Annotated in this window: 21 protein-coding genes; 11 read left to right on the plus strand and 10 right to left on the minus strand. The window is 37.2% G+C overall.

Going from position 1 to position 25,936, the window contains the following annotated elements; all coding sequences use genetic code 11:
* Positions 1-107: 107 nt before the first annotated feature.
* The 6 genes from B3I52_RS05755 to B3I52_RS05780 all read right to left on the minus strand — a co-directional run bounded on the left by B3I52_RS05755 (position 108) and on the right by B3I52_RS05780 (position 7,069).
* Complete coding sequence (locus tag B3I52_RS05755; RefSeq protein ID WP_293299483.1) at positions 108-788, minus strand: hypothetical protein; 681 nt, start codon at positions 786-788, stop codon at positions 108-110.
* 19 nt (positions 789-807) lie between these two features.
* Positions 808-1,584: an enoyl-CoA hydratase/isomerase family protein gene (locus B3I52_RS05760; RefSeq protein ID WP_293299484.1), complete on the minus strand. Its 777-nt coding sequence runs from the start codon at positions 1,582-1,584 to the stop codon at positions 808-810.
* Positions 1,585-1,588: 4 nt separating this feature from the next.
* Positions 1,589-3,676: a ComEC/Rec2 family competence protein gene (locus tag B3I52_RS05765; protein ID WP_293299485.1), complete on the minus strand. Its 2,088-nt coding sequence runs from the start codon at positions 3,674-3,676 to the stop codon at positions 1,589-1,591.
* Between the two features lie 134 nt (positions 3,677-3,810).
* Positions 3,811-5,853: a helix-hairpin-helix domain-containing protein gene (locus tag B3I52_RS05770; protein ID WP_293299486.1), complete on the minus strand. Its 2,043-nt coding sequence runs from the start codon at positions 5,851-5,853 to the stop codon at positions 3,811-3,813.
* Positions 5,843-6,646, minus strand: a complete 804-nt coding sequence (locus tag B3I52_RS05775) for a hypothetical protein (protein WP_293299487.1) — start codon at positions 6,644-6,646, stop codon at positions 5,843-5,845. The genes B3I52_RS05770 and B3I52_RS05775 overlap by 11 nt, the downstream gene beginning before the upstream one ends.
* Before the next feature lie 87 nt (positions 6,647-6,733).
* The gene (locus B3I52_RS05780) at positions 6,734-7,069 is read right to left on the minus strand and encodes a MerR family transcriptional regulator (protein ID WP_293299488.1); all 336 of its coding nucleotides are present in this window, start codon (positions 7,067-7,069) and stop codon (positions 6,734-6,736) included.
* A 191-nt stretch (positions 7,070-7,260) separates the two neighbouring features.
* Here B3I52_RS05780 and alaS point away from each other — a divergent pair, with 191 nt between their 5' ends.
* Both alaS and B3I52_RS05790 read left to right on the plus strand, forming a co-directional pair.
* The gene (alaS, locus tag B3I52_RS05785) at positions 7,261-9,963 is read left to right on the plus strand and encodes an alanine--tRNA ligase (RefSeq protein WP_293299489.1); all 2,703 of its coding nucleotides are present in this window, start codon (positions 7,261-7,263) and stop codon (positions 9,961-9,963) included.
* A 12-nt stretch (positions 9,964-9,975) separates the two neighbouring features.
* Positions 9,976-10,542, plus strand: a complete 567-nt coding sequence (locus B3I52_RS05790; RefSeq protein WP_293299490.1) for a hypothetical protein — start codon at positions 9,976-9,978, stop codon at positions 10,540-10,542.
* Between the two features lie 62 nt (positions 10,543-10,604).
* On the opposite strand, the gene B3I52_RS05795 is transcribed toward B3I52_RS05790, so the two are convergent.
* Complete coding sequence (locus B3I52_RS05795; RefSeq protein ID WP_293299491.1) at positions 10,605-11,015, minus strand: hypothetical protein; 411 nt, start codon at positions 11,013-11,015, stop codon at positions 10,605-10,607.
* A gap of 254 nt (positions 11,016-11,269) precedes the next feature.
* On the opposite strand from B3I52_RS05795, the gene gatB reads away from it, so the two are divergent.
* From gatB to fabF, 4 genes are all read left to right on the plus strand, one after another.
* Positions 11,270-12,736 carry an Asp-tRNA(Asn)/Glu-tRNA(Gln) amidotransferase subunit GatB gene (gene gatB / locus B3I52_RS05800; RefSeq protein WP_293299492.1) on the plus strand — a complete coding sequence of 489 codons (1,467 nt, stop codon included), beginning with the start codon at positions 11,270-11,272 and terminating at the stop codon, positions 12,734-12,736.
* Between the two features lie 71 nt (positions 12,737-12,807).
* Positions 12,808-13,926 (plus strand): TlpA disulfide reductase family protein, encoded by a 1,119-nt coding sequence (locus B3I52_RS05805; RefSeq protein ID WP_293299493.1) that lies wholly within the window; start codon positions 12,808-12,810, stop codon positions 13,924-13,926.
* Between the two features lie 98 nt (positions 13,927-14,024).
* Entirely contained in the window at positions 14,025-14,714 is a 690-nt protein-coding gene (locus tag B3I52_RS05810) for a response regulator transcription factor (RefSeq protein WP_293299494.1), read from the plus strand.
* A 224-nt stretch (positions 14,715-14,938) separates the two neighbouring features.
* Positions 14,939-16,177: a beta-ketoacyl-ACP synthase II gene (gene fabF, locus B3I52_RS05815; protein ID WP_293299495.1), complete on the plus strand. Its 1,239-nt coding sequence runs from the start codon at positions 14,939-14,941 to the stop codon at positions 16,175-16,177.
* Positions 16,178-16,248: 71 nt separating this feature from the next.
* On the opposite strand, the gene B3I52_RS05820 is transcribed toward fabF, so the two are convergent.
* On the minus strand, positions 16,249-16,926 hold the full coding sequence (locus tag B3I52_RS05820; protein ID WP_293299496.1) for a 2-C-methyl-D-erythritol 4-phosphate cytidylyltransferase: 678 nt from the start codon (positions 16,924-16,926) through the stop codon (positions 16,249-16,251).
* A 121-nt stretch (positions 16,927-17,047) separates the two neighbouring features.
* Positions 17,048-18,097 (minus strand): tRNA preQ1(34) S-adenosylmethionine ribosyltransferase-isomerase QueA, encoded by a 1,050-nt coding sequence (queA, locus tag B3I52_RS05825; RefSeq protein WP_293299497.1) that lies wholly within the window; start codon positions 18,095-18,097, stop codon positions 17,048-17,050.
* Positions 18,098-18,548: 451 nt separating this feature from the next.
* Here queA and B3I52_RS05830 point away from each other — a divergent pair, with 451 nt between their 5' ends.
* Positions 18,549-19,793, plus strand: a complete 1,245-nt coding sequence (locus B3I52_RS05830; protein ID WP_293299573.1) for an ABC transporter permease — start codon at positions 18,549-18,551, stop codon at positions 19,791-19,793.
* A 126-nt stretch (positions 19,794-19,919) separates the two neighbouring features.
* On the opposite strand, the gene B3I52_RS05835 is transcribed toward B3I52_RS05830, so the two are convergent.
* Positions 19,920-21,116 carry a pyridoxal phosphate-dependent aminotransferase gene (locus B3I52_RS05835; RefSeq protein ID WP_293299498.1) on the minus strand — a complete coding sequence of 399 codons (1,197 nt, stop codon included), beginning with the start codon at positions 21,114-21,116 and terminating at the stop codon, positions 19,920-19,922.
* A 453-nt stretch (positions 21,117-21,569) separates the two neighbouring features.
* On the opposite strand from B3I52_RS05835, the gene B3I52_RS05840 reads away from it, so the two are divergent.
* The 4 genes from B3I52_RS05840 (at position 21,570) to B3I52_RS05855 (ending at position 25,928) form a co-directional block, all read left to right on the plus strand.
* On the plus strand, positions 21,570-22,547 hold the full coding sequence (locus tag B3I52_RS05840; protein ID WP_293299499.1) for a cation diffusion facilitator family transporter: 978 nt from the start codon (positions 21,570-21,572) through the stop codon (positions 22,545-22,547).
* Positions 22,544-22,987: an NUDIX domain-containing protein gene (locus tag B3I52_RS05845; RefSeq protein WP_293299500.1), complete on the plus strand. Its 444-nt coding sequence runs from the start codon at positions 22,544-22,546 to the stop codon at positions 22,985-22,987. Before B3I52_RS05840 ends, B3I52_RS05845 begins: the two co-directional genes overlap by 4 nt.
* Positions 22,980-23,867, plus strand: coding sequence for a CPBP family intramembrane glutamic endopeptidase (locus B3I52_RS05850; RefSeq protein ID WP_293299501.1), 888 nt, complete (start codon positions 22,980-22,982; stop codon positions 23,865-23,867). Before B3I52_RS05845 ends, B3I52_RS05850 begins: the two co-directional genes overlap by 8 nt.
* 279 nt (positions 23,868-24,146) lie before the next feature.
* A complete protein-coding gene (locus tag B3I52_RS05855; protein ID WP_293299502.1) occupies positions 24,147-25,928 on the plus strand; it encodes an ATP-binding protein in 1,782 nt (593 codons plus the stop codon).
* Positions 25,929-25,936 lie beyond the last annotated feature (8 nt).

The raw sequence follows: 25,936 nt of genomic DNA on the forward strand, positions 1-25,936 counted from the left end.
AAGTTAGACTTTTAAACATGAGGTGCTAAATTAGTAAAAAAGCCATAAAAAAAGCCCACGATTTAAGTTCGTGGGCTTATAGGTTTAAATGCCTTTGGCGTATGTTCTTATTGTCCGCCGCCTTGCATTGCCATAATTTCTTCCATGGTTTTAAGTTCGTAACCGCTAGGTATTTCTAAAGAGAAAGGACCAACTTTGTCTTCGGTAATATTTTTAACGGTTAAAGTTACTTTTGTGCCATTTTGAAAGGTAGTATATTTCACTAAAGTACCTTTAACACCTTTAAACTGCTCGCCCGAAAAGCCTGCGGGCAATTCAACTTCTGTAGTGGCCCAAAGTTCGTAGTTACCACCTTTGTCGTCTTTATAGGTGTATTTTTCAGTATTGTAATTGCCTATTTTTAATTTTTCGCCAGTAGCTTTAAAATCGCTTAGCTTAGGCGAAGCAGCTTCTGCTTTATTGATATCTTCTTTGCTCATTTTTACCGCAAACTGCATTTGCGCAATTGGTACATCAATAAGCATTAGGCCTTTATTTTCAACATAATCTTTTAAAATACCTATGGCAGCTGGCCCTTGTTCCATATCTATACGAAGTAAGTTGCCATTAAATTTTACTTTTTGCTCTTTAGGAAGCTGAGAAGCCATTGCTGCTGCCTCTGGCGGAAGACTATACTCTACGCCATAAATAATTGTGCCTTGTGCAAGTTTTTTTTGAGCGTTAGCAATTATTGCCGAACCTACTAAAATAACAGCTAAAAGCCCTGTTTTTACCGATTTGAACATCATATTGTTTTTTTAAGTTTAGTTACCATTTAATTTTTTCTTTTGCTAAGAAAGCAGCAATTCCCTTTTTAAAATCTTGACTTTCTCTCGTTTTGGCATTTACTTCAATCGCATTGTTTAAACAATTATCGAGCCATGTATTGGTTGTTTGGTTAATTAATTGTTTAGTTAGCATTAAAGAATTACCAGAAGCGCTATTGCTCAAATTTACTGCAAAATCATCTACAATTTGATTAATTTCTTCTGCTTTTGTTACACTCGTGATGAGATTATTTTGCAATGCTTCAGCTGCTGTAAACAAATCGCCGCTTAGCAATAGTTTTTTAGCAATAGTTTCGCCTACTTTTTGTACTAAATAGCAGCTCACAATGGCTGGTACAAAACCTAACTTAACCTCTGTGTAGCCAAATTTTGCTTCGGGTACAGCAAAAATTATATCGCATATAGTAGCTAATCCGCAACCACCAGCAATAGCATGCCCTTCAACTTGTGCAATAACTACCTTTGATAAGGTTCGTATGGTTTCGAAAAGATTTTTTAAAGCGGTAGAATCTTGTATGTTTTCCTGGTAAGAAAAATGTTGTAATTGTTGCATGTATGCCAAATCGGCACCGGCACTAAAAACCTCTCCGTTTGCTTTTAGTACCACAACTTTTACGTTTTCATCATGCTGTGCAGTTAAAAAAGCGTTGGTGAGTTCGGCAATTAAGGCTGGGTTTAAGGCATTTCTTTTTTCAGGCCTATTAATGGTAATGTTGGCAATGCGTTCATTACTCTGGTAAAGTACCAATGGTTCCATGAGCTTAATTAAGGTTTAGGCTTACCGCTTTCTGTTTTTTTAGTACATGAGCGATTATTTTTAAACTGTCTGCTTTTTTTTCAAACTTAGCAATTAAATAATCTTTATTGCTTGCATCTATAATCAAATTCGAAAAATTTACTTCCTTGTACAAGTTTTCTATCTTTTGTTTTGGGTTTTGGTGTAGCCAAACAAAATCGAAACTGGGGTTTTGCTCAATTTTTTTGTAATTGATGGAGTGGTCTATCAGTAATATAGATTTGTTGAGGTAGGTGATCAGGTGCTGTTGTTTTATAAAATGGTGTGTTTTAAAATCATCTTCCCATTTTACAAATTGGATATGATTAATGTGCCTTTGGTCTAAAGATGGTTTTACAAAGAACTCAAAGTTTTTATCATCGGCGGTTAAATCGGTTAATAAAATGGCTGTATTGCCTGCTATAAACGCGGCAGCATAGTTTTTTCGTAAACTGTAAAAAACTATTTGCTGTTGTTTAAAGTTAATTATTTTACGATAACTAAGGCTTGCTTGAAACAATAATAACATGGCTAGCCCGTAAAATAGGTATTGTTTTTTACGATAGGTAAAGCCTATAACGAACAGACCGATTAACAAGCATAAGACGAACAATTGCCATTTTGCTATCCAAATCTGGGTAATTCCAGAAAAAGGTAAATCGGCAATCCATTTTAAAATATTGTTGGTAAGGGTAATTAACCACTCAAATATGGGTGCAAGTAGATATAGCTTTAATAATAGAATGCTGATGCCTAAATACATGAGTACAACAATAGGAATGCTGATGAGCAAGTTGCCTAAAATGAAATATACCGGAAACTGATGGAAATAATAAATGCTGAGTGGTAAGGTTGCTATTTGTGCTGCTAAACTTATAGACATTAGTTTCCAAATTTTATGAAGGAAATAATTTTTTACATACAACCAATTGTGAATTTTAGGCTCGAGGTAAATAAGGCCAAATACTGCCAAGAAGGAGAGTTGAAAACCAACATCCCAAAGGTAAAACGGATTATAGGCCAGCAATATAAAGGCCGTAAAGGCTAAAATGTTATAATTGTTGGTGCTACGTCCAATTTGTTTCGAAATAATAAAGGCACTTAGCATAATGGCCGAGCGCAGTACCGACGAAGATAGGCCCGTAAGCAAGGAATAGTACCAAATTAATGTAATAATAAGAACTACTTTTACTACCAACAACACACGATTACGGTTTAAGAAAAATAACAGGGCGTTGAGCATGAGGTATATAATGCCAACGTGCATACCCGAAACAGATAGTGCATGGATGGTTCCTGTTTTGCTGTAGGCCGCTAAAGTTTCTTTGCTCAAATTTGCTCGGTAACCCAAAATTAGGGTAGATGCTACCGCAAATGCTTCGTCGTCTTTTATTAACTTTCGGTAAATGGCTACTTGTTGTTGCCTAAGGGTTAAAGCGTAAGCTATAATTGGATTTCCTTTATTGCTGGCCAGTTTAACCAGTTGTTCTTGCCGAATAAAAGATTGGTGGTACACGTTTTTGGAAGCTAGCCATTGCTTAAAATCAAACTCTGCTGGGTTGTAGGGCGGTTCTATCGGTAAATAGTTGGCCGAAATAAGTAATTCATCGCCATAGCGGAGCTTAATGGGGGATAGGCTGTCTAATTTCAGGGCTATTTGTAACGTTCCACTGCAGTTTTTCACCTCGTTATTGGCATAGCCATTGGTTACGGCTACTTCAAACCTTAAAATATCATTAATTTGTGATGGTTCGTTGTTTATCCATACTTTTAAATGTTGATATTGTTTTTTTGCAAAGTAATTCTTGTGTAGAAAGTCGGTATGGAATAGTGTCGCAAATGTACCCAAGATGAAAAATAACAGGTAGTATAAACTAGCAATTTGTCGTTTAAATTTCCATCCCTTAACCTTTTTATAGAAGATATTGATACTGGCCGCAAGTGTAATAAAGCATACAAGTAGAATGGCCGATAATTGGAATAGTTGCGGGATTTGAAAGCAATAACCTAGTACAATGCCTAAGCAAAAAGGCAAAATAATTTTCACGAACACTATTTCTGCCTTGAATATCAAAACATGGTATGGTGGTTAGTTAACGATTTAACTTTTATAGCCCAGTTAATATCTACTTCTTAAACAGAAGTTTACTTTAAATTTAGTGTTAAAATTTTTATTTTTTATTATAACATAATATCTCCGAGCTATTACTAAAACTGGTATCGAAGCTGTATCCTCATTTCCGATTTCATTTTTCCTCCAATTTCATCTAGCCCAGAACCAACTTTTTCTACGTTTTCGTAGTTGTAAAGTGCATACCTGCCCCAAACATCTAGTTTTTTGGCCAGCCTATATTTCAAGTTGGCATAACCTCTTAATCCTTTTCCGTTGTACAAGCCAAAGGTAAAATTATAAAGTACATCGTCTTCGTAAGCATAAATTCTACTGTCGTAAGAAGCTGTGTTAAAATAAGCAATCCTTATATTTCCAGATAGCCTTGATGAAAGTGGATCGTAACTTACATCTTGATAAGCTAAATAACCAAATTCGGCATTGCCGGCACCCTTTTTAAATTGCACCACTTCTACACGGTTTTGGAAGCTGAATGATTTGCCAACGGCCCATTTTACATCGGCACGGTAATTTTCTCGTTTTACGTTATCGAGGTAGTTAAACGGTACCGTTAAGCTGGTGTTTTGTTGCTTAACTTCAGATTTAAAGCGTAGAATAGCTTTAAAAGTTTTGGTAGGAGAATAAGTAACCTGACCCAAAAACTCATAGCCCTCCGATGGAGCATCTACTCTGAAACGTAACCATGGGTAATTGAAATAATCACCATATAACTGGAAACTCCATACTTTAGACGGGTTAATATTTAAGCCTGCATAAAAGCCTTTTTCGTTAAACGCTTCGCTGGCTTCGGCTGTTGCCTGATTAAAGAAATTATGATAGTTTTTTTGGTAGTTTCTATGCAAAACTACGGCAGAAACCGTAGATGATAAACTAACTAATGCGCCATTTACATAGGCCAAACCTGCATCTAAGGATTTTCCAAACTCGCCAAAGAAATAAAAATTCTTGTAAGTATAACTGTAATGCGCACCTATATTGGTTAGTTCTTTGCCATTAAAATTGAATTTTTGGTATAGTGAAGAGCCGGGCACAAATATTCTGTTAAATGAAGTATGGTAGGCTATTGCGCCAATATTTAAGGCATTGGTTTTATATTGCAGTACACCACCATAAACCATTTGTTCGGTAGTGTTCTTATTGTTTATTTCGTTTTGGGTTCTGTGCAGGCCCGTTTCGTTAATTGTGGTAATGGTTTTTTCGCCATTGGCGTTGGTGCCTAAAGAGGCATCTAGTTTTCGATGCGAGACAAAAGGAGAGAAGTCGATGTTTTTGGCAATACCAACTGTAGCTGCGGCACCACGTAGAAAAGCAAATTCGTTGGCAGAGGTATAAGGCCTTAAGCCTACATCCCTTTTGGCAACGGCAGTAATATCTGGCGATTTGCCGAAAGAAAAGCCCGACCAAAGCGTTAATGCTTGTCCAAATTGCATGCTATAATCGCCAATTACAATTTTCTTAAACCTGCCTGTATTTAATAGGGCAATATGCCCCGAAAGAAAATCGAACGGTTTTTGTTTAGGCCCGTTAAAAAAGTGCTCGCCTGCATCTTTCTCAAATACCAATGAGGCAGAAACACGGTTAGAATAAGTGTAGCGATACCTAAACAAGTATCGGTCTGGTGTGCCCAAGTACCTGCTTCCGGGTAAATCGGTATAGCCTTTAGATTTTTCTATAACGCGGCCATAACGTACAATTAAATCGTTATTGCCGTATTTTAATAGGTTTTGCCCGGTTATTTTGTCAACTATAGCATTTTGTTCTAAGGTTACAAAAGGCATTAGGCGTTGTATGGTTACTACATCAAACTCGGCAATACTTTGTAATTCCAAAAGGTCTATCAGTTTACCGTTTTTTCTAATATGCTCAAATAAATTACTAATTTGAAGAGGAGAAAGAAAAACCAATGTTTTTAGTTCCTCGGCATTAGTTTTATTAAGGTTAATGGGGTTGTTTCGGTAATAGGTTAAACGATCTTGAAGCTCGGAAAGGTCATAATCTTCTGGTAAATTTTCTGCAATACTTTCAATTAAGTCCTTAATTAATTGATCTTCTTGTGTTTGTGCCTTGGCTGCAAAACCAATCAGTAAAAAAGTAATGATAAATAGCAGTTTAAAACGCATAAGACAGGCCAATTTGAGGGGTATAACCAATTTGTGGATGACTTTCTACCGCAATATCTACCATCAGTTTCTGGTAATTTAAACCAATGCCGAAGTACTGCTTGAAAGGCTTTGCACTTAAGCCGCCACGTAAACTCAGTAATTCGTAAAATTTATAATCTACGCCTACGCTAACATCAAATTTTCGTTCAAAATCTTTAGCAACCGTAGCAGCCAATACCAGTTTGTTAGAAGGTGTGTAAGTTGCGCCAAAATTAACAGTTGTAGGGATATAGGTTTGTACATTGGTGGTTTTATATTTCTGCGAAGAAGGGTTGTTAACGTACAAGCCTAAACCAATCTGTTTGCTCACGGTATAGTTTACACCAGCATCTACCGAAAATGTAGTTGCATTACCATAATTGGTAATTTTAATTTGGTGCACGTTAGCTTTAACACCAATTGACAAATCTTCTCCAAATTTTTTCGCTAAGCCAAGAGCGGCTTTAATTTCACTAAGTTCGCTAATGCCATAACGATTAATGCTTAGGCCAGCAAAGTTAGTGTTAAAAGGTAGTACAAAGGCAAAACTTTGCTCGCTCAGTTCATCGCCAAAAAGATAACGGGCGTAGTTTAAAGCCGCAGTTGCAGATTTTTGTCCCGTAATTCCGGCTGGATTGGCATTTAAGCTCCAAATATCGTTTACAGCAGCACTAGCGTTGCCCATAGCCGTTAATCGGGCCCCTTGGTTGTATTGGCCAAAGGTATCGATTATAAAAAAAGACAAAATAAAAGCGAGTAAAATTTTACGCATAGGCTGTTTGGTGAAAGCAATTTAGTAAATAATTTCGAATGATTGATTTTTGAAATGAGAGAATAATACGTTATATCTACAGACTTTTTAAATCTCCTCGTTAAGTTTTAAAAGAAAGCCTTTTAAACGTTCAAGCGAATCTATAATTTTTTGATTTTCCTTTACTTCGCCATTGTTGCTCTTCATGTGCTCTTTAGCGCCTTTCAACGTAAAACCTTTATCATTTACCAAATGAAAAATTATTTTCAAATTCTCAATATCCTCTGGGGTAAAAAGACGATTTCCCTTTTTGTTTTTCTTGGGTTTTAGTACCTCAAATTCCTTTTCGTAAAACCTAATCTGCGAAGCATTCACCTCAAACATTTCGGTCACTTCGCCCATCGTGTAATACATTTTATTAATTTCTCTTTCTTTGTATGGCATATTTTGTACTGATTATTAAACGATTGTAGGTTTTACTTAAAGTGTTCAAATGTAGCCCGATTTTAGCAAAAAACCACAATAAAATTATAATTTTGTCTCCGAATGGTTTGAGGTGTAAGGTTTAGGGTTTTAAGGTTAGTAAACTTAAGCCTTATGCTTTACACCTTACACCTTGTAAACCCTATATAAAAATGACAGCGAAAGAAATAAGACAGGCCTTTTTAGAGTTTTTCAAAAGCAAAGGACATCATATCGTGCCATCGGCACCAATTGTGGTAAAAAACGACCCTACATTGATGTTTACCAACGCCGGAATGAACCAGTTTAAAGACTTGTTTTTAGGAGAAGCCGCTGTGAAATACCCACGTGTGGTTGATACACAACGTTGTTTACGTGTGTCGGGTAAGCATAACGATTTAGAAGAAGTAGGTATTGATACTTACCACCATACCATGTTCGAAATGTTGGGCAACTGGAGTTTTGGCGATTATTTTAAAAAAGAAGCCATAGCTTGGAGTTGGGAATTGTTAACAGAAGTTTACAAGATCCCTAAAGACCAATTGTACGTTTCGGTTTTTGAAGGAGATGAAAAAGAGGGCTTGCCAATGGATACCGAAGCCTTTGAACTTTGGAAACAGTTTGTGCCAGAAGATCGTATTGTTTTAGGCAATAAGAAAGATAATTTTTGGGAAATGGGTGATACAGGACCTTGTGGGCCATGTTCTGAAATCCATGTGGATTGTCGTACCGCCCAAGAACGTGCCGATGGCAAAGGAAAGTCGTTGGTAAATGCCGATCACCCGCAAGTAATTGAGATTTGGAATAACGTATTTATGCAGTTTAACCGTTTAAAGGACGGTTCTTTAAAACCGCTTCCGGCCAAACACGTAGATACGGGAATGGGATTTGAGCGTTTGGTACGTGTGCTACAAGGCAAAACTTCTAATTACGATACTGATGTTTTTACACCATTAATCAAATTTATTTCAGAAAAATCTGGTTTTGAATATATAGGCAATGCCGAACCAGGCGAAAAAGGGTGGAACGAAGCTGTGGCAATGCGTGTAATGGCAGATCATATTCGTGCCATCTCTTTCGTAATTGCAGATGGTCAATTGCCTTCTAACAATAAAGCTGGTTATGTAATCCGTCGTATTTTACGTAGAGCGGTGCGTTATGCTTATACTTTCTTGAATTTAAAGGAACCGTTTTTAAATCAATTGGTACCAGTATTAGCTAATCAGTTTAATGGCGTATTCGATGAGTTGTATTTGCAGAAAGATTTTGTGCAAAAAGTAGTTTTAGAGGAAGAGGTTTCTTTTTTGAGGACTTTGGCTAAAGGAATTGACTTGTTTGACAGCTTTATTGCGACTCACAACACTTCATTGGAAAATAAATCTGTTGCTTTTTCTATTCCTGAGATGGATGAAGAGGCTTGTGTGAAAGATGTAGTTCCTGGTCTTTTTGCATTTCAATTATATGATACCTTCGGATTTCCAGTTGATTTAACCGAGCTAATGGCTAGAGAAAAAGGCTTTACAATTAACATCGACAAATTTGACGAAGCTTTGCTTGCTCAAAAAAATCGTTCTCGTGCGGCAACAGCTATTGATACTGGCGATTGGGTACTTGTGAACGAAGACAGGGAAACTGAATTTGTTGGCTACGATTTAACCGAAACAGAAACGGAAATCATCAAATACAGAAAGGTTACTGCTAAAGGCAAAGAGCAATATCAAATTGTTTTGGCTCAAACGCCTTTCTACGCAGAGAGCGGTGGTCAGGTTGGCGATACCGGTAGGTTGGAAGACCATAGTCGTCAATTTTGGGTAGAAATTACAGATACTAAGAAAGAGAACGGCGTGATTGTGCATTTTGCAGATACCTTACCGGTTGATTTAGATGGTAAATTCTGGGCAGTTATTGATGAAGATAAACGTAAAGCTTCAGAAAATAACCACTCGGCTACACACTTGTTACACGCTGCAATGAAGCAAGTTTTAGGTACTCACGTCAATCAAAAAGGTAGTTTGGTAAATTCAGATTACTTACGTTTCGATTTTTCGCACTTTGCTAAGGTTACCGACGAAGAGCTAAATAAGATTGAAGACATCGTTAACGAGAAAATAAGAGAGAATATCCCTTTAAAAGAGCAAAGAAGCGTACCTTATCAAGAAGCTATTGATAGCGGTGTAACGGCATTGTTTGGCGAAAAATACGGAGATTTTGTTCGTGTGATCACTTTCGACGACCATTTTTCGAAAGAACTTTGCGGCGGAACTCACGTAAAAGCTACCGGACAGATTGGTTTTTTTAAACTAACTGCTGAAAGTGCAGTTGCCGCTGGTGTGCGTAGAATAGAAGCCATTACCGGCGAACGTTCTGCCGCGGTTATTCGCGAACATTTTGATTTAGTGAAGAACTTAACGGCTTTGTTGAATAATCCGAAAGATTTTGTTTCTGCTTTAGGCAAGATCATCGAGGATAATAGCGCACTTAAAAAAGAGATTGAAAAAAGCATTACCGAGAGAGCCGTTGCATTAAGAACCGATCTAGAGAACCAAATGCAACATATTGATGGCGTAAACTTTATAGCTACTACCGTTGATTTGCCAAATGCTGATTCTGTAAAAACGTTGGCTTATGCAGTTAAAGGAGCAGTACAGAACTTGTTCTTGGTGTTAGGTGTAGTAATAGATGGTAAGCCTCAACTTACCGTAGCTATTGATGATGAATTGGTAAAAGAGAAAGGTTACAACGCAGGGCAGATTGTGAGAGAACTGGCTAAAGAAATTCAAGGTGGTGGCGGTGGCCAGCCTTTCTATGCCACAGCGGGTGGTAAAGATGCGAGTGGAATGGCCAGAGCAATTGAAAAAGCAAAGACATTTTTATAACAAAACCATAAAATGAAGAAAAATCTATTAACGCTAATGCTGCTGTGTTTTACATACGCGGCTTTTGCTCAAAAAGACACTAAAAGTAATACAGATAGTACCGCTATAGATAAAAATATAAGCGGCAAGAACGAAATTAAATTAAATCTTTTAATGGGTATTTTGGCTATGCCAGAAATATCTTACGAAAGAATTTTTGAAAATAATACAGGGCTTGGCCTGTCGGTTTCCTTAGGGTTAGATGAGGATATAGAATACAAATTGGGTTTTATACCCTACTATCGAATATATTTTGGAAATGCCAAGAAATCATCTGGGTTTTTTATAGAAGCCAATGCCGCCTTAATGCAAACTAAAGGGTATAACTACTATTATGACAGTAACTATGGTTTTTCAACGCTGAGAAATAGTGTGAGATGGAATGTTGGTATGGGTGCGGCGATTGGTGGCAAATTTTTAACCAAGAATGGTTTTGTCGGTGAGATATCTTACGGAGTTGGAAGGTTCTTCAATCAACATAATGAAGAAGAGATTGAGTTATATCCCCGTGTGGGCATAACTATAGGTAAAAGATTTTAAAATAATAAGGCCCCGAAATTTTCAGGGCCTTATTATTGATGTTGTATTTCTAAAAATGTAATTTAATCCCTATCTCTACCTTTTCTTCCTTTTTCTTTATGCCAACCTTTGTGTTTACCATTATCATGTCTGTATTTTTCTACATAACGGGTTTGGTAAACATTGTGTCTTAAATAGGGCCTAGGCTCGTTCACTACAATTTTTCTTCCCCTGTATAAATCATAACCTCTGTAAGCTTTAGGCAACGATTTTCTGTGCACCCAATTGTGGCCTTCGTAATAAACATAACGCTTAGAAGGAACATGGTAATAGGTGCGGATTTCGGGCATGTAATAATATTCTACATAATCATAGCCTCGTGGGCCCCAATTAGGTTGTAAGCCAATATTAATATTTAAGCTTACTTGAGCGTTTGCGGTTTGTAATGTGGTTGCTACTATAGCAACGGCAAACATCAGAATTAATCGTTTCATAGCATTTAGTTTTTGTGTGTCGTTAAAAGCTATACGAATACCGTGCCATTTAGGTACAGCATCTCTCTATGCTATAGTATTGATACATTCAAATAGATCTTGGCCACAGCTGCACAGATGTTAATTCGCTAAGATTATTTATCCATAAATCTGTGCATCTGTGGTTAAAAAAAGTATTCATCCATAGATAATCCCTATATTTGTGAAATTAGAAACACTATACTTCGGTCTTCCGATATCGGACATTTGACTTTATGAGTACAACAATTACCGCAAAAGACACCTGTAATTTCGAGCTTGTTTCGGGTTTAGAAATACATGTTCAGTTAAATACACAATCTAAAATATTTTGTTCAGATTCTGCTGCTTTTGGTGCAGAACCAAACGAGCATATTTCTGCCGTTTCTTTAGGCTTACCGGGAGCTTTGCCTAAATTAAATAAGGAAGTTATTGAAAAAGCAATGCGTATTGGTTTAGCTTTAAACTGCGAAATCAATCAATATAATTTCTTCGATAGGAAAAATTATTTCTACGCAGATTTACCAAAGGGATACCAAATTACGCAAGACAATAACCCCATTTGCAAAAATGGCTTTATTAACGTGCAATTGGCCGATGGTACCGAGAAAAGAATTGGCATTAACCGCATCCATTTAGAGGAAGACGCGGGTAAAAGCATGCACGACCAAGATGCAGAATACTCGTTTGTTGATTTGAACCGTGCCGGTGTGCCATTAATAGAGATTGTAACCGAACCTGATATTCGTAGCGCTGAAGAAGCATCAGCTTTGCTTACAGAAATTAGGCAATTGGTGCGTTTTTTAAACGTGAGTGATGGCAATATGGAAGAGGGCTCTTTACGTTGCGATGCCAATATCTCTATTCGTGAAAAAGGCACGACAGCTTTCGGTACACGTTGCGAAGTGAAAAACGTAAACTCTATTCGTAACGTGCGAAGAGCGATGGATTTTGAATTTGACAGACAGGTGAAAATAGTGAGCGATGGTGGCGAAATTATTCAGAGCACCCTAAACTTCGATGCAGATAAAGGTACAACCTCGCCAATGCGTAGCAAAGAAGAAGCTAACGATTACCGTTATTTTCCAGATCCAGATTTGCCGCCAGTAATCATTTCTGAAGAGTGGTTAGCGCAGGTTAAATTGGACATGCCAACTTTGCCAAAAGAAATAGCCCGAAGTTTAGTTGCCGATTTAGGTATTAGCCTTTCCGAAGCAGCCGTTTTAGCCGATGATAAAGATTTATACCAATACTACAACGAGGCTAAAACGCAAGTTAACCACCAGAAAAGTTTGGTAAATTGGTTGTTGGGCAGTATTAGAGCAATTTTGAACGAGAAACAAATAAGCATAACTGCCTATGGCCTTACACCTTCTCAATTGGCACAAACCATTAACTTGGTTGATGAAAAGAAAATCTCGCAACAAAATGCTATCCAAACATTGCTGCCAGCTTTAGAGAAAACGGCTAATGTTAATGCGGCAGATTTGGCCAAACAACTTAACCTAATTATTGTGGAAGATGTTGATGCCGTTGAGGCATTGATAGATGAGGTGTTGGCCAAGTATCAACCACAGGTAGAAGCATACAAAAAAGGTAAAAAAGGCGTTTTAGGTTTGTTTGTTGGCGAAGTAATGAAGCTGGCCAAAGGCAAAGCCGATGCAAAAAAAGTAAACGAATTAATTTTAGACAAACTGAAATAGTTGGAAATACAATGTCCGAAGATATTTCCTGTTATTCAAATCATTCACTCCTTTAAAATTCACTCCTTAAAATGAAGAAACTAAGTGTAGTATTACTACTAGCAACCATTAGCATATTTACAGCATGTAGGGATAAAACAAGATTTACGATTAATGGTAAATTAACCAACGCAGAAGCAAAAAATAAAGTTTACCTCTATGGCATGGCTAACAATAGCATGGTATTGTTAGACTCTACAAACTTATCTGCAAATGGCGAGTTTAAGTTTACCAATACCAAGCCAGAAGCCGATTTTTTTAGGGTTAATTACCTTGATAATGAATACATCGTAATTGCTAAAAATGGCGATGAAGTAAAGATAACTGCCGATGTAAATGATAAAAATCGCCATTATACCATTGATGGGGCAGAAGATGCCGTAAAGTTGGCCGAGTTTAACGACGTAAGAATTAAGTTTCAGCAGAAGATTTTTGACGTAAGCAAACAGTTTGATGAACAAGTAGCTGCTAACCCAGATCAAAGAGAGCAACTATTGGAAAAACTGTCGCCGATATATAACAACGCCATGTACGATCTTAACCAAGCCATGATAAAGTTTGCAATGGACAACAGTAAATCGTTAGTGAGTTTTTATGCCATTAGCTTAGTTAGCCCACAAGGCAATGAAAAAGCAATGGTAGATTATGCAGAACAGGTAGGTGCGGGTTTAAAGAAACATTTGGCGGTAAAGAATTTTGTAGAAAAGGTGATGAGGTTAAAGGCTGTACAAGTGGGACAAATAGCGCCAGATTTTACCATTCCAAGCATAGATGGTAAAGAGATAAAATTGGCCGATTACAGAGGGAGATATGTGTTGTTAGATTTTTGGGCATCGTGGTGTGGGCCTTGCAGGGCAGAAAACCCTAATGTAGTAAAGGCATATCAAACTTATAAGGACAGAAATTTTACTGTTTTAGGCATTTCTTTAGATAAAGATAAGGCAGCATGGGCACAGGCCATTAAGCAAGATAATTTAAGCTGGGATCAGGCAGGAGAATTGGGCGATTTTGAAGGCGCTACCGTTAGGCTTTATCAGGTAGAAGCTATTCCAAGTTCATTTCTCATAGACCCACAAGGTAAAATCATTGCTAGAGATTTAAGAGGAGCGGATTTGGATATCTTTTTAAGGAATAATTTACCAAAACGCTAAGTTTATGTTAAGCTATAGGTTAGTCTTAACAATTTGTTAACTTCATTTTAACCAATTGTTATAATTGTATGCCTACTTTCGCAACAAATAAAACTACCATGAGTACAACTAAGCAGAAGATATTAATTGTTGACGATGAGCCAGATATCCTCGAATTAATTGAGTATAATCTTAAAAAAGAAGGTTATCAGGTGTTTTTGGCCAGTAATGGTCAAGAAGGTATTAACGTAGCAAAAAAGGTTCAGCCAGATCTAATCATCTTGGATATTATGATGCCTAAGATGGATGGTATTGAAGCCTGTCGTTTAATGAGGGCAATCCCAGAGTTTAAAAATACGTTCATGGTGTTTTTAACTGCCCGAAGTGAAGAATATTCGGAAATAGCAGGTTTTAACGTAGGAGCAGATGATTATATTGCTAAACCAATTAAGCCAAGGGCCTTGGTTAGTCGTATTAATGCCATTCTGCGCCGCAATGCTAGCGGTACCGAAGTGGTGGAGAACAAAGTAGAAATAGGAGATTTGGTTATTGACCGCGAATCTTATTTAGTTTACCAAAGTGGCGAGAAAGTAGTTTTAGCGAAAAAAGAATTCGAACTACTTTATTTGTTGGCATCAAAACCGGGCAAGGTATATACGCGAGAATCTATCCTGAAAAATATTTGGGAAGACTCGGTAGTGGTTACCAACAGAACCATCGATGTACACATTAGAAAATTAAGAGAAAAGTTAGGTGAGAATTATGTATCTACCGTTAAAGGAGTAGGCTACAAGTTTGAACTTTCTTAAGATATCATAAGCCCCGATGAAAATCGGGGCTTCGTTTTTTATAAGACTTTCTGCTGGGTCGAAAAACCTTTAGTCCGTAAAATATGGCATACCTTTGTCAATACAGGTTTTGTTATTTAATTGTTTTTCAGTTTTTTGTGGGATGCTTTTAGAATAATTAGAAATTAAAGACATTTAATTGCTGCTAAATGCGAACTTTGCGCCCTTAAACAATAGATAAGGATATGAAAAGAGTTGTAGTTACTGGTTTAGGAACTATTAATCCGTTGGGGCATAACGTAGCCGATTTTTGGACGAATATTGTGGAAGGTAAAAGCGCATGCCAAACCGTTACCAGGTTTGATGCTTCGCGTTTCCGTTCGCAAATGGCTTGCGAAGTGAAGAATTTTAATCCAGTCGAACATTTAGACAGAAACGAAATTAAGCGTACAGACTTATTTACGCAGTATGCTTTATATGCCGCCGCACAAGCCATAGAAGATTGCGGTATTGACTTAACTACCATAGATCCGTTTGATTTTGGTGTAATTTGGGGCAGCGGACAAGGAGGGATGCAAACTTTCGAAACCGAAGTTGAAAACTATGTAACAGGCGATTATAATCCACGTTTCAATCCGTTCTTCATTCCAAAACTATTGGTAAATATGGCATCGGGATTAATTTCGATGAAGTTTGGCCTACAAGGAATTAATTATACGCCAGTTTCTGCTTGTGCTACGGGTAACAACGCCATTATGGATGCCTTTAACTACATTAGAATGGGGAAAGCAAAAATGTTTGTAACGGGTGGTTCTGAGGCAGGTATTACGCCAGCGTCTTTCGGTGGTTTTGCGGCTTTAAAAGCAATGTCGCACAGAAATGACGACCCACAAACTGCAAGCAGGCCTTTTGATAAAGATAGGGATGGGTTTGTGATGGGAGAAGGTGCGGGAGCTTTGATTTTAGAAGAGTACGAACACGCTAAGGCGAGAGGTGCAAAAATATACGCAGAAGTAGTGGGCGCTGCCATGACTGCCGATGCTTACCATATTACGTCGCCACACCCAGAGGGAATTGGAGCGGCTAAAGCAATGAATTTAGCACTGGAAGAAGCTAATGTTAAACCAGAAGAGTTAGATTATTTAAATCTTCATGCTACTTCTACTCCTGTTGGAGATTTGGCGGAGTTAAATGCAGCTTACAAGGTTTTTGGTGCTTCACAGAATTTGCACATCAGTTCTACTAAATCTATGACTGGTCACTTATTGGGCGCAGCAGCAGCTATTGAAGCTATTATTGCCATTAAGAGCATCAACGATAATGTGATACCCCCAACCATCAATGTAGTTGAGCCAGATCCAGCAATTCCGGTAGGAATGCAATTGGTGTTTAATGAAGCTGTACATAAAGAAGTAAAAACGGCAATGAGTAATGCTTTTGGTTTTGGCGGGCATAACAGTACCGTTGTATTTAAAGAACTGTAAAATATAAATGGATAGGGAAATCTGTTGAGGTTATTTTTCAGCAGGTTTTCTTATTGCACAGGGAGCCAAAATTAGGATATGATATTGTTTTTCAATAGAAACGATGCTAGTTCTAAGTCTTCTGGGTAGGTAATTTTGATGTTATTTCGGCTGCCATTTATCAAATTAATAGGGTATCCAGCCGCTTCTACCACAGAAGCATCGTCTGTAAATTTAGACGAATAGCGTTGTTGGTAAGCTTTTCGTAATTGTCCTAGTTCAAAGGTTTGTGGGGTTTGTATTAATACCAATTTGTCCCTATTAACAATTTTGCTCGAGTTTTCTTGTAGTTTCCTAATAGAATCGCTTGGTTTTACACAAGGAATCGCATTTCCGGCCTCTAAGGCTATTTGAAACGTTTGCGTAATTAAACTGGTATTAACTGCCGGTCTAACAGCATCGTGAATGGCAACTATACCATCTTCTTTAATAGTCATTAAACCATTTCTAACCGAATGAAATCGTTCTTTGCCTCCTTCTACCAAGGTGTGCGGAATATCAAAATTGTATTTCAAACATAAATCTTTCCAGTACTGATGCTCGGTTTTGGCCAATACCAATATAATTTCTGGTCTAATTTCGGAAATATAAAAAGCCTGTAATGTATGCATTATTACAGGCTTATTGTTAAGCAATAAAAACTGTTTGGCTATTGCAGTTTGCATTCTTTTGCCAGCGCCACCAGCTACTATTATTGCATAGAATTTCATCTTTTGAGTATTTAGATATTAGTATTTAGTAGTTAGGACAGTTGTAATAATAACTGGTTTGTGATTAGTTTAGTATGCAAATAGCTGTTTAACTAAACACTAACTACTAAATACTTTTTTGCTAGATAATCAGCATCGCATCGCCGTAGCTATAAAAACGATATTTCTCTTTTACGGCAACTTCGTATGCATTCATTACATTTTCGTAACCACCAAAAGCACTTACCATCATTAGTAAAGTAGATTCTGGAGTATGGAAATTGGTAATCATCGAGTTAGCAATACTAAACTCATAAGGAGGAAAGATAAACTTACTGGTCCAGTCATTAGCTGCTTTCAAAGTTTTGTTAGCAGAAACTGCCGATTCGATAGCACGCATCGAAGTAGTACCTACAGCGCAAATTCTTCTCTTTTCCTCAAGTGCTTTGTTAACAATGTTTGCATCTTTTTGCTCGATAATGAATTGCTCTGAATCCATTTTGTGCTTGGTTAAATCTTCTACCTCAACCGGGCGGAAAGTGCCTAGGCCAACGTGTAAGGTAACTTCTGCAAAATCAATGCCCTTAAGTTCTAAACGTTTCATTAACTCTCTGCTAAAGTGCAAGCCAGCAGTAGGAGCAGCTACAGCGCCTTCGTGTTTAGCAAAAATGGTTTGGTAACGCTCTTTGTCTTTCTCTGTAGCTTTACGTTTAATGTATTTTGGAAGTGGAGTTTCGCCTAAAATCTCTACATTTCTTCTAAATTCTTCATCAGTACCGTCAAATAAGAAACGGATAGTACGACCACGCGATGTAGTGTTGTCCACCACTTCGGCAACCAATAAATCGTCGTCTCCAAAATATAATTTATTTCCTACACGGATTTTACGAGCTGGGTCAACCAAAACATCCCATAAACGTAATTCTTTATTTAGTTCGCGTAGTAAAAATACTTCTATAGTTGCACCGGTTTTCTCCTTATTGCCATATAAACGGGCAGGGAAAACTTTAGTGTTGTTAAGAATCATTACATCTTTATCATCAAAATAGCCTAAAACATCTTTGAAGATTTTATGTTCAATTTTACCAGTGTCTTTGTGTAAAACCATTAAACGGGCTTCGTCTCTTTCTTCAGCAGGATCATTAGCTAAAAGAGAATCGGGTAAGTTGAACTTAAATTGAGATAATTTCATGTGTAATTTTTAATTGTTTATGATCTTGGCAAGGGCTAGTTGCTTAAAGTCTATCTTACAGGGATAGCTCCTAACTAAAACTTGCTTTTGATACCCTAAATTAGGGCGCAAATTTACGAATTAATATTCTCTTTTTGCAATTAAATATCAGTAAGATAACAAACGTATGGTTTTAGGTTTTTTATAAATTCAATTCCTAAAGCTTAGCGCCTGTTTTAATTTTAGTCAATCAAATATATACGGACGATTGGTACGCCGTTTTCTGCACCTAATAGTAGTATTTGTCATCCATGTCAAACGCGTTATTTGTGTATGCTATTTATTTAAATAGGCTCTTAGTTTGGGTTATAATGCACTTTTAGGGGCGGCTCGCAAAACTTTTACTTTTACCTTTTTACTTTTCACTTACTTAGGTGTAACCTTTTTAAGTACATTTGGTCTAAACATTATGATATTAGTTTTTAAACTTATCGGAGAAAGCTTCAGGTTTGCTTGGGACGCCCTGCGACAAAATAAACTGCGGACTTCTCTTTCGCTATTGGGCATTACCATTGGTATTTTTATCATTATTGCTGTATTTACTGCGGTAGATACCATGCGTAACCAAATACAGTCAAGTGTAGATAAGCTTGGCTCAAATACTTTATTTGTACAAAAATGGCCATGGATTTTTAGCGATAGTTTCCCATGGTGGAAATATGTAAACCGCCCAGAACCATCGTATAGAGATTATTTGCTGTTAAAAGAGCGGATGGAAAGCGCAAAAGGGGTATGTTTTGAAATTTCGGCAAGTAATAGAACAGTTAAATATAGAAGTAGTTCGGTAGAGGGAGCAATTTTAAATGCTGCTACCCAAGAGTACGACCAAACTTGGAATTTAGAATTTGAAAATGGCAGGTACTTTACCGAAAATGAAGGAAAGTCGGGTACGCCTGTTTGTATATTGGGTGCTGAAATAGCTGAAGGCTTATTTGGAAGCGCAGACCCCATAGGTAAGCAAATTAAAGTGATGGGCCGCAGGGTAACCGTAGTTGGAGTTTTCAAAAAAGAGGGCGAGGATATGATGGGCATGTCGCAGGATAAAAATGTACTTATCCCTATGGCTTTTGCCAAGGGTATTTTCGATATCAATAACGAAAGATATAACCCGCAAATTACGGTTAGGGGGAAGGATAATGTTAGTTTTGAAGAAGTGGAAAGCGAGTTGTTAGGGCAAATGCGTGCCGTTAGACGTATTAGCCCCGGGCAAGAAGATAACTTTTCGTTAAATAAAACGACCATGCTCTCTAATCAATTAGACATGATGTTTGATGGTATAAATATTGGCGGTTGGATTATTGGCGGCTTTTCTATTTTAGTAGGCGGTTTTGGTATTGCTAACATCATGTTTGTGTCGGTACGCGAACGGACCAATATTATAGGCATACAAAAATCGTTAGGGGCCAAAAATTACTTTATTTTATTGCAATTTATTTTCGAAGCTGTTGTACTCTGTTTAATGGGTGGTTTGTGCGGTTTAGCTATTGTTTATATAGGCGTGTTGTTGGTGTCCAATTTTACCGATTTTAAAGTAGTTTTATACTTAAGCAACGTGATGTTGGGCATTGGCGTTTCGGTAGCTATTGGTATGGTTTCTGGTTTTTGGCCAGCTTATTCGGCTTCTAGGTTAGATCCGGTAGAGGCAATTAGAAGTTAATTAACATAAATTTTAGATAAGAAAAGTAAGCTTTTCGCTAGCAAAGAATATCTTTTGTGTTTAGCACTAATAAAAGAAGCGTCCCAATGTAAAATTGGGACGCTTCTTTTATCTTTAATGTGGTTACTAGCGTAAATTGCCTAGTGCTTCTTTTATTCTTCTTAAGGCTTCTACCAAACTCTCGTCTGATGCGGCATAAGACAAGCGGATGTAGTTATCGTTACCGAAACTATCGCCGCCTACGGTTGCCACATGGCCAACGTTAAGCAAATAGAGTGCTAAATCTGAAGAGTTTTTGATGATATTGCCATCTGCATCTTTCTTGCCAAAGAACGAACTAATTTCTGGGAAGAAATAAAATGCACCTTCTGGTAAGTTCGTTTTTACACCTGGAATGTCTTTCAACAAATCATAAACTAATTGACGACGGCGAGCGAACGCTTTTTTCATTTCATTTACGGTGTCTAAACCTTGCTCGTAAGCTACAATACCTGCACGTTGCGCAATAGAGCAAGTTCCGGAAGTGGTTTGTCCTTGTAGTTTATCATTAGCAGCGGCAATTTCTTTGCTTGCAGCAATGTAACCTAAGCGCCATCCTGTCATTGCAAAAGCTTTAGAGAAACCATTTACAATAATTACGCGGTCTTTGATGCTTGGGAATTGTGCGATAGATTCGTGTTGATCAACAAAGTTGATATGCTCATAAATCTCATCAGAAAGGATGAATATATTTGGATGTTTTTCAAATACTTTTGCTAAAGCAGCTAGTTCATCTTTGCTGTAAACGGTACCTGTTGGGTTGTTTGGCGAAGAGAACATGAACAACTTGCTTTTTGGCGTAATTGCCGCTTCTAGTTGCGCTGGCGTAATTTTAAAATCGCTTTCTATAGAAGTGTTGATGAATACCGATTTACCTTCGGCCAGGGTTACCATTTCAGAGTAAGAAACCCAATAAGGTGTAGGAATGATTACCTCATCGCCTGGGTTAATTAACGTAAGAATAACGTTAGAAAGCGATTGCTTTGCACCTGTAGAAACAACGATTTGAGAAATATCGTAATCAAGGTTGTTTTCTGCTTTAAGCTTGTTTACAATAGCTTGGCGTAAATCTGGGTAGCCCGGTACTGGCGAGTAACGAGTGAAATTGTCGTCTAGTGCTTTTTTTGCAGCTTCTTTTACGTGTTCCGGAGTGTTAAAGTCTGGCTCGCCTACACTTAGGCTAATTACGTTTACGCCTTTTGCAGCTAATTCACGACCCAATTTGGTCATTTTTAGGGTAGCCGATTCTGAAAGGTTATTTATTCTGTCTGATAAAATACTCATGATGTTTCTGTGAGGTAGCAAATATAAAAACCTTCTTTATAAAGCCCTAATAAAAGATGTTTTTTAATGGCATTTGTTTAAATTTTACAAGGTTTTGTTAGTAATTTGTTAATGCCTTAAGCGTTTACGCCTTATGGGCTAATTGAAAACTATTCAGCTGCAAAAACAAAGCTGCCATAAGCTACTGAATTATACGTAGGAGCCGTCTATTAGCTCGTTGTATTGTTTGGCATCTTTGCCAAGCACGCAGCTACCCTAATGATATGCGTATAAAAGTTCTAGAAAATTAAATTTACAGAATTTAAAGGCAATGTTTTTGGTCTAAAAACAATGAAAGCCTGTTCATTCCGTAATTGGGACAAGTGCTGTGGCTAAATGCACAAAACTTTCGGCACTAAAATCGAAATGTTTTATACAATTAATGTAGTTTTGCTAATCGTAAAACACATCGTCTTGACCACCAATAAAAGAGCCATATTACTATCGTTATGTGCCGGTATTTTGCTAATGCTGGCTAAGTTTATTGCTTTTTTTATTACCAATTCTAATGCAATCCTTACCGATGCTGCCGAAAGTATTGTAAATGTATTGGCTAGTGCCTTCGCTTTTTATAGTATTTACCTTGCTACTTTGCCCAAAGACGAAAACCATCCTTATGGGCATGGAAAAGTAGAGTTTTTTTCGGCTTTTGTAGAAGGTGTGTTGATCGCTATTGCCGGTATCGTTATCCTCATAAAATCTACTTATAGCTTGTTTTATGGTAATGAAGTTTCAGATTTATACAACGGTGCAATAATTATTGCCGGTACTGGTGTCGTTAATTTAGTAATGGGCTTATATCTTGTTAAAACGGGGAAAAACAACAAATCGTTAACGCTAGAGGCAGATGGAAAACATTTGTTGACCGATGCCATAAGTAGTGCAGGTTTAGTGGTAGGAATTCTCGTTATTCAGCTTACGCAGGTTTTATGGTTAGATAGTGTGATTTCTGTTTTTATAGGAATTTACGTTGTTTATAATGGCTACAAGCTTACGCGTAAGTCTGTTGGGGGGTTAATGGATGAAAGTAACCTAGAGCTAGTAAAAGAAGTAGTAGAGGCTTTACAGCAAAACAGGCAAGCAAGTTGGATAGATGTACATAACCTAAGGGCGCAACAATACGGTGCCGACTTGCACATAGATTGCCACATTACCTTGCCTTATTATTTTGATTTGAATGCGGTTCATAAAGAAATTTCGAGCATAGATGCGATGATTAACCAAACCGTTAATAACAAAACGGAATTATTTATTCATGCAGATCCGTGTTTGCCCGCTTGTTGTCATTATTGTAAAATGTTAGATTGTAGGGTAAGGCAAGAAACATTTACCGGAGAAATTAAATGGGATATGGATAATGTAACCAAAAATCAAAAGCATTTTAGTTTATGAGCTATTTTAACGTGAGGGTTTACGGCCTGCTAATTAACGATGAACAAGAAGTGCTATTAAGCGATGAGTTTGAAGTAGGACGCTATTTTACAAAATTTCCGGGAGGTGGTTTAGAATTTGGCGAGGGTTTGATAGATGGCCTAAAACGTGAGTTTGTAGAAGAATGCAACGCAGAAATTGAAGTGGTTAGCCATTTTTATACAACTGATTTTTACGAAAAATCTTCTTTTAACGACAGTCAGGTTATTAGTGTTTATTATTTGGTAAAACCTTTAAAGCCATTGCAATTGAATTTTAAATGTAAGCTTTTTGATTTTGATGAAGGTTTAAGCCAATGTTTTAGGTGGAAGAAAATAAGTGAAATTACGGAAGAAGAGGTTACTTTTAAAACAGATAAGTACGCTGTAAAACTTTTAAAGGAGATTTTTGTAAATGATTGAAAATAGTAAGCTGGGCTATTACCTATCTCCAATTTTAAGAGTTTGGCTATTTATGTTCTTTTTGCTGTTATGTACCATTCCCTTTGGATTAATAGCGCAATTTAACTTTTTGCCATCTATTTCTAATCTGTTACTAAAAGATATTTTGGTTCAGGTGAGTTTGGTGCTCATTGTATTGAGTGCTCTTTTAATGATATTTAAGTTATTTCCTAGCGTTAGCTTTTACAGTGTTTTCATTAGAAAGGAATCTGTGCTTCCAGAATTTTTTAAAGGTGTAGGTACAGGTGTTGCAATAATGTTGCTCTGTGCGGTCTTACTCTATTTAAACGGTAACGTAATTTTTGTAAAAATAGCCTTTTCATGGCAAACGCTCTGTTTGTATTTGGTATATTTTCTTTTAGTGTCGGTATTTGAAGAGTTCTTGTTTAGAAGCTACCCATTACAAGTTCTGGCCGATCGGTATCCTTTTTGGTTTGCCGTTTTTGTAAATGGTTTGTTGTTTGTCTTAGCTCATTTTGCAAATCCGAACCTTAGTGTACTAGGCATCATAAATATTACTTTAGCAGGAATGCTTTTTGCCATTTATACTTTACAAAAACAGCAAATAGCTTGGGCGGTAGGGGTGCATTTTGCATGGAATTTTATACAGGCCATTGTTTTAGGCTACCCTGTAAGCGGTAATAAAATAACGGGGCTAACAAAGGCTACACCTGTGGGGCCCACTTATCTTTCTGGTGGCGAATTTGGGCTAGAAGGTTCTATCTTCTGTACGTTTTTCTTGTTGGCCTTTATCGGCTTTCGTATTTATAAATTCGGTCCCGATTTTTTTAGAAAGTCTATATCGCCCTTAGATGAAGATGAGCAACTTAATGAACAATAGTTAAGCTGCCGTAACCATTTTCATGGGGCACCCTGGTTTAGTGTTAAATTTGTTGAAATAGGACATCGTAAAGTGCTATGTTAGTAATTAAAAAGCAAGGCTTTTGCAAAAGCTTATCTCTTATTAAATCATGCTCGCATTGTGCTATAGAAAATAACCAACTTAAATAGCATCAAGGCATTTAATTATTGGATGGAGGTTTTTAAATATTTATACTTTTCTGATATTAGATATTGGCTTGCAATATGTATTTTAGCATAATACCATAATACTGTAAAGATGCTCCGTTTACAAAATCTAATTAAAGCAATTGCGCATAAGGAATTAGACCCAATCAACAAAGCTAGGGTGCTTATGTTAGTTTATTTTTTAATTGCTCATTTTTTTCTTGGTTTGCTATTAATGGCGGCCTATGTTTATACCCAGCAAATACCGCAGTTGGTTAGGGCAAGCTTAATCTGTCTATTTTCTGCTGTACTGTTTTTTATCTTATACCGCTTTAATTCTTGGAGAATTATATCGCACCTGGTTTTAATGCTGATTACCCTAATGGGGGTGTGGGCAAACTTGCTGTTTTTTGTGCAGGGCATTAATGCCGCTACTTTACAGTACATTTGGTTGGCTTCGGCATTAGGGTTTTATATGCATGGCCACCGTTGGGGTTGGCTTTATGCTGTTGTTAATATGGTTCCAGTATTGCTTGATGCTGCTTTTACAGGTAATAACTATTTTGTTTTGGGCAGTGCCCCTCAAACTATATCTAGACCTATTTATCTATTTATCTTGATTTTCGATTTTACAGTTATAGCCTTCCTACATCACTATTTTTTTAAGGCTTTTAAGCATAATATCGCGGCATTAACCAACACTAAAAATCAGCTCAATGTTATTAATGAACAATTAAATGAAACAGTAGAAGAAATTAAACACTTGTCTAACGTACGGATGAGTTTTTTATCGACCATGTCTCATGAACTGCGTACGCCATTAAACGGCGTAATAGGGCTAACCAACGTACTACTGCTCCAAGATCCACGAAAAGACCAAGAAGAAACATTATCGGTGTTGAAATTTTCGGCCGAAAATCTACTTGCTTTAGTTACCGATGTATTAGATTTTAATAAACTTGAATTGGATATGGTATCCTTAGAGCGTACGCCTTTTAATCTTTCGAGTCTGGTAGCTAATATTTATGCCTGTACAAAGTTAAAAGCTACTGAAAAGCATTTGGATTTTCAGGTTGATGTTGCCGGTAGGTTAAAGGAACTTACCTTAATTGGCGACCCTACACGTTTAACACAGGTGCTTTTAAACTTGCTAAACAATGCGATTAAGTTTACCGAAAAAGGCAGCGTTAAACTGGTATGTAGCATAGCAGAAATAACCAACAACGAATTAAGAATAAAATTTGTTGTTGAAGATACGGGTATTGGGATAGAAGAAAGTAGGCAACAAGAGGTGTTCGAAGAATTTGTGCAGGCTTCTAGCAGTACCAATAGAAATTATGGTGGCACGGGCTTAGGTTTGGCCATTGTACGCAGGGTTTTAGCTCTGCATCAATCCGATATACAGGTGGAAAGTGCAATTGGTAAGGGTGCTAAGTTTATTTTTAATATTTCTTATGCCTATGAAATGGCAGCAGCATTAACTAGCAACAATTTAAAAGGAGAAGAGGATAGGGCCAACCTTTCTGCCATGAAAATATTGGTTGCAGAAGACAATATGGTTAACGCAATGGTAATTAAAAAAACATTAAATAGTTTTGGTATTGATCCGGATATTGCCGAGAATGGTTCTGTAGCGCTAGCAATGCACCTCGAAAAAAATTATGACCTGATCTTGATGGATTTGTATATGCCAGAACTGGATGGGTACCAGACCACTGAAAAAATTAGAAATTTAAGCCATGCTTTAAAGGCCGCTATCCCAATTGTTGCATTAACGGCAACAGTAAATAGCCAAGTGGCAGATGAGGTGTTGGCAGTGGGCATGAACGGGTACCTTTCTAAACCATTTCATCCGAATGATCTTTTTGAAGAATTGCGTAAGTATGTTGTTTAACGTAATTT

Origin of the sequence: Pedobacter sp. UBA4863 (assembly GCF_002399615.1) — a bacterium.
Lineage (GTDB): Bacteria > Bacteroidota > Bacteroidia > Sphingobacteriales > Sphingobacteriaceae > Pedobacter.

Coding starts and splice junctions, on each gene's coding strand:
- B3I52_RS05755 (WP_293299483.1), bottom strand. CDS start 788: ATGATGTTCAAATCGGTAAAAACAGGGCTTTTAGCTGTTATTTTAGTA.
- B3I52_RS05760 (WP_293299484.1), bottom strand. CDS start 1,584: ATGGAACCATTGGTACTTTACCAGAGTAATGAACGCATTGCCAACATT.
- B3I52_RS05770 (WP_293299486.1), bottom strand. CDS start 5,853: ATGCGTTTTAAACTGCTATTTATCATTACTTTTTTACTGATTGGTTTT.
- B3I52_RS05775 (WP_293299487.1), bottom strand. CDS start 6,646: ATGCGTAAAATTTTACTCGCTTTTATTTTGTCTTTTTTTATAATCGAT.
- B3I52_RS05780 (WP_293299488.1), bottom strand. CDS start 7,069: ATGCCATACAAAGAAAGAGAAATTAATAAAATGTATTACACGATGGGC.
- alaS (WP_293299489.1), top strand. CDS start 7,261: ATGACAGCGAAAGAAATAAGACAGGCCTTTTTAGAGTTTTTCAAAAGC.
- B3I52_RS05790 (WP_293299490.1), top strand. CDS start 9,976: ATGAAGAAAAATCTATTAACGCTAATGCTGCTGTGTTTTACATACGCG.
- B3I52_RS05795 (WP_293299491.1), bottom strand. CDS start 11,015: ATGAAACGATTAATTCTGATGTTTGCCGTTGCTATAGTAGCAACCACA.
- gatB (WP_293299492.1), top strand. CDS start 11,270: ATGAGTACAACAATTACCGCAAAAGACACCTGTAATTTCGAGCTTGTT.
- B3I52_RS05805 (WP_293299493.1), top strand. CDS start 12,808: ATGAAGAAACTAAGTGTAGTATTACTACTAGCAACCATTAGCATATTT.
- B3I52_RS05810 (WP_293299494.1), top strand. CDS start 14,025: ATGAGTACAACTAAGCAGAAGATATTAATTGTTGACGATGAGCCAGAT.
- fabF (WP_293299495.1), top strand. CDS start 14,939: ATGAAAAGAGTTGTAGTTACTGGTTTAGGAACTATTAATCCGTTGGGG.
- B3I52_RS05820 (WP_293299496.1), bottom strand. CDS start 16,926: ATGAAATTCTATGCAATAATAGTAGCTGGTGGCGCTGGCAAAAGAATG.
- queA (WP_293299497.1), bottom strand. CDS start 18,097: ATGAAATTATCTCAATTTAAGTTCAACTTACCCGATTCTCTTTTAGCT.
- B3I52_RS05835 (WP_293299498.1), bottom strand. CDS start 21,116: ATGAGTATTTTATCAGACAGAATAAATAACCTTTCAGAATCGGCTACC.
- B3I52_RS05845 (WP_293299500.1), top strand. CDS start 22,544: ATGAGCTATTTTAACGTGAGGGTTTACGGCCTGCTAATTAACGATGAA.
- B3I52_RS05850 (WP_293299501.1), top strand. CDS start 22,980: ATGATTGAAAATAGTAAGCTGGGCTATTACCTATCTCCAATTTTAAGA.
- B3I52_RS05855 (WP_293299502.1), top strand. CDS start 24,147: ATGCTCCGTTTACAAAATCTAATTAAAGCAATTGCGCATAAGGAATTA.